This is a genomic window from Candidatus Neomarinimicrobiota bacterium, from assembly GCA_041862535.1.
In the GTDB taxonomy this organism is placed as follows: Bacteria; Fidelibacterota; Marinisomatia; order SCGC-AAA003-L08; family TS1B11.
The window spans coordinates 1-3129 of record JBGVTM010000271.1 but is presented as its reverse complement, the minus strand read 5'-3'; the positions used below and the strand labels follow the sequence as shown (position 1 = coordinate 3129).

Genomic DNA, 3129 nt, shown 5'->3' with positions numbered 1-3129 from the left:
AGGGATCCCTTCGGGAAATGCACCGTATGCCCAGGAGAATTCTTGACAGCGTTGGAGAGGTGGCAGAGCGGTTGAATGCACCGGTCTCGAAAACCGGCATCCCGAAGTTCTCGGGATCGAGGGTTCGAATCCCTCCCTCTCCGCGATATTTGCGGCCACCATTCCAGCATTTTTATACAAGATTGTGACGCCCAACACTTGTAATAGCTGTCCCTCGTAAGTAGATTCCCTCAGCGGACAGGACGTTATTTTCTACTTCGTTCATTACGTTGAGGGGAGCATTTAACGAATGTGTCAGTTTATACTTGCGAGCAGGTTATTCAGGCGACTTCTCCTGATAACCTGCTGTGTCATCTCTATATCTCCACTTACTGTATTGGCCCAGGTTAAGGAGTCTTTCGCGATTCTGGACCTGGAAGGCCGCGGCATCTCCACCATCGAGGCCCAGACTCTTACCGATCGCATGCGGTCCGAGTTGGTCAAGACCGGAGCGGTCACGGTGGTCGAGCGGGGGCAGATGCAGCAGATACTTTCCGAGCAGGACTTCCAGCTCACTGGCTGCACCTCGGATGAGTGCGCCGTTGAGATCGGGCAGATGCTGGGTGTTACCAAGATGATCGCCGGGTCGGTGGGCAAGATCGGCGCCACTTTTACCGTGGACTTGCGGACAGTTGATGTGGGCACGGGTGCCATCGTGAATACCATGACCCGGGACTACCGGGGCGAGATCGACGGTCTCCTGACCCAGATTGAGCGGATTTCCTGGGAGCTGGTGGGTCTGGTGCATCCCGACGAGCTCATCGAGCAGCTGCGGGAGGAGCCCGGTCGCCCGCTGGAGGAAGTGGTCACGCGTCGACCCACGGAGCCGGAGGTCAAGCCCGCCAAGAAGCGGGGGCGGGGACTGCTCTGGATAGTGGCTGCGGCGGTGGTCGGCGGTGGGGGTTATTATGCCTATACCCTACTGGGGGAAGAGGAACCCCCTCCGTATCAGCCCCCGACCATCGGCACGCCGCCCGAATTCCCCGCGGTGCCGTGAGGCGGCCATGGGTGCATTCTATGTTGATTATACCATAGAGAGTGTTGAGGAGCCTGCAAAGCAGTTGCGGATTAAGAAACTACTGGTGGATACAGGCTCGGAATATACCTGGCTTCCAGAGGAAGACCTGAAACAGCTTTCCATTTCGCCGCGGAAAAAGGATGTTTCCTTTATTATGGCTAACGGGTAAATCGTCACCCGTGAGGTTGGTTATGCTATTCTGTACGTGGACACCTTTGAGACCATCGATGAGGTGGTTTTCGGCAAACCGGGTGATATGAGGCTGTTAGGGGCCAGAACGTTGGAGGGTTTTGGCGCCGTGGTGGACTCCCGGCAGAGGAAAATCGTGGCTGCCGGACCGATTCCGGCTGCCATGTCGTCCTTAAACAATCATCAAGATCAAAATTGATTATCTAAAGGAGCAGCCATGAAACGGTTATATTTATGGTCAATTCTTGCCATTCTGGTTATGGTTCAGATCGGCTGGGCCCAGGTGCCTCAGATCATCAGCTATCAGGGCGTCCTAAGGAATCCCAGCACGGGTGAGCTCTATGACGGCAATTACGACCTCACCTTCAGGTTATACGATGTGGAAACCTCTATGACGACGATATGGTCAGAAGTGCACACGGCGGTTCTAGTGGATGACGGCATATTCAGTGTGAATCTAGGGGACAACACGCCGATCAACCTCAGTTTTGATATCCAGTACTGGCTGGAAATCGCAGTAGGCCCTACCACCTTAGCACCGCGCACAAAGCTGACCGCAGTGCCCTACAGCCTGAACGCCGGGGCGGTCACCGGGTCTAACAACGTCTTCCCCGGCAGCGGCAGCGTGGGCATCGGGACGCTGAGTCCCACATCGAAACTGACCGTTCAGGGCTCGATTGAGATCAAAGGGGGAACCAGTGTAGTCGCGTTCAGCGATGGCACCACCCAGGCTACAGCCGCCGCAGGCGACGACCATTCGCTCAACGCCGCCGAGGGCGGTCCCACAGATGTGGTGTATGTAGGCAAGGTCGGCAACGTGGGTATCGGGACGACCAGTCCGACTGCCAGGCTGGACGTGGCGGGGGATGTGAGAGCCAACAGCCTGACCCTCCCCGCCACAATGCGCTATTACTCCATACCGACTGTGGCATTTACTCCGTATCCCGGTGTTAATAAACTCTTTATTACTGATACCAGCCCTATGGGAGAGATGGATATGAATCTAACTGCACCGGTTAATCTGCCCCATGGCGCCATTATCAAGGAGTTGACGGCCTATATATATGACGCCTCGGCCACGGAAGATGTTGCCGTTTATCTCAAGACGTCATGGCAGCATGATGAAACTCCTACCGGGTTGCTTACATTAACCAAAAGCACCTCGGCAGGTAATGATATCCTTTCATCTACGAGCGTGGACATTACCGTCGATAATCAAACCTACAATTACTGGATAGAGGTTGTGTGGAGGTCTCCTATGGACCCTGATCAGTCTACTATAAAATTCAGGAATGTTTTGATCGGGTACACTGTCACCAGTCCCTTGCCATAGTAGATGTTCTGGTACTATGAGCAAAAGGATTATTCAGTGGTCGCCAAACAAAGTAACAGAGAGTTTACCCTATGAAGCGTGACTTTGGAACCTTTATAGTCATTACCCGTCCGCTGGCCATCCTGAGGGGGCTGGCCTTGCCAAAACTCACCCCCCGACTTCGTCGTCCCCCTCTCTTTGAAGAGAGGGGGCTTCGCAACGCGAAAGGGGTGAGTTTACTCCCTTCGGCGTTGCTCAGGGCATGCCTGTCTCTGGCACTAGCCTTGCCGCTGGCCGTTTTAGCCCAGACGTACGACATCCCGGCCAGCGTGGTGGGCAGTGGGAGTACTGCAGCCACCAGTACGTCCTATAGCCTGTCCGGCACTGTGGGGCAGGCGGGGGCGGGGCTTGGTCTGACCAGTGCATCCTACGGGCACGATGCCGGCTTCTGGCCCGTCGCCCAGGCGCTGAGCGCTCCGGCGGGCCTGGCAGGTGTCAGAATCATCGACAAGAATGGCGGAGCAGGCTACGACTTCCTGTCTTTCACTGAAGCAGTTAATGCCCTGGTCGA

General features: G+C 55.5%; 5 protein-coding genes and 1 tRNA gene. All 6 read left to right on the top strand.

All coding sequences use genetic code 11. From position 1 onward, the window contains the following. The first annotated feature begins 53 nt into the window (after positions 1–53). Positions 54–143 (top strand) — tRNA-Ser (locus ACETWG_10080). Positions 144–289: 146 nt separating this feature from the next. Beyond that, positions 290–1036: a CsgG/HfaB family protein gene (locus ACETWG_10075; protein ID MFB0516931.1), complete on the top strand. Its 747-nt coding sequence runs from the start codon at positions 290–292 to the stop codon at positions 1034–1036. A 7-nt stretch (positions 1037–1043) separates the two neighbouring features. Continuing rightward, a complete protein-coding gene (locus ACETWG_10070; protein ID MFB0516930.1) occupies positions 1044–1226 on the top strand; it encodes an aspartyl protease family protein in 183 nt (60 codons plus the stop codon). 36 nt (positions 1227–1262) lie between these two features. Beyond that, on the top strand, positions 1263–1445 hold the full coding sequence (locus ACETWG_10065; GenBank protein MFB0516929.1) for a hypothetical protein: 183 nt from the start codon (positions 1263–1265) through the stop codon (positions 1443–1445). 18 nt (positions 1446–1463) lie between these two features. Next, positions 1464–2579 (top strand): hypothetical protein, encoded by a 1116-nt coding sequence (locus tag ACETWG_10060; protein ID MFB0516928.1) that lies wholly within the window; start codon positions 1464–1466, stop codon positions 2577–2579. A 71-nt stretch (positions 2580–2650) separates the two neighbouring features. Then, on the top strand, positions 2651–3129 hold a 479-nt coding region (locus ACETWG_10055; GenBank protein ID MFB0516927.1), incomplete at its 3' end, for a hypothetical protein.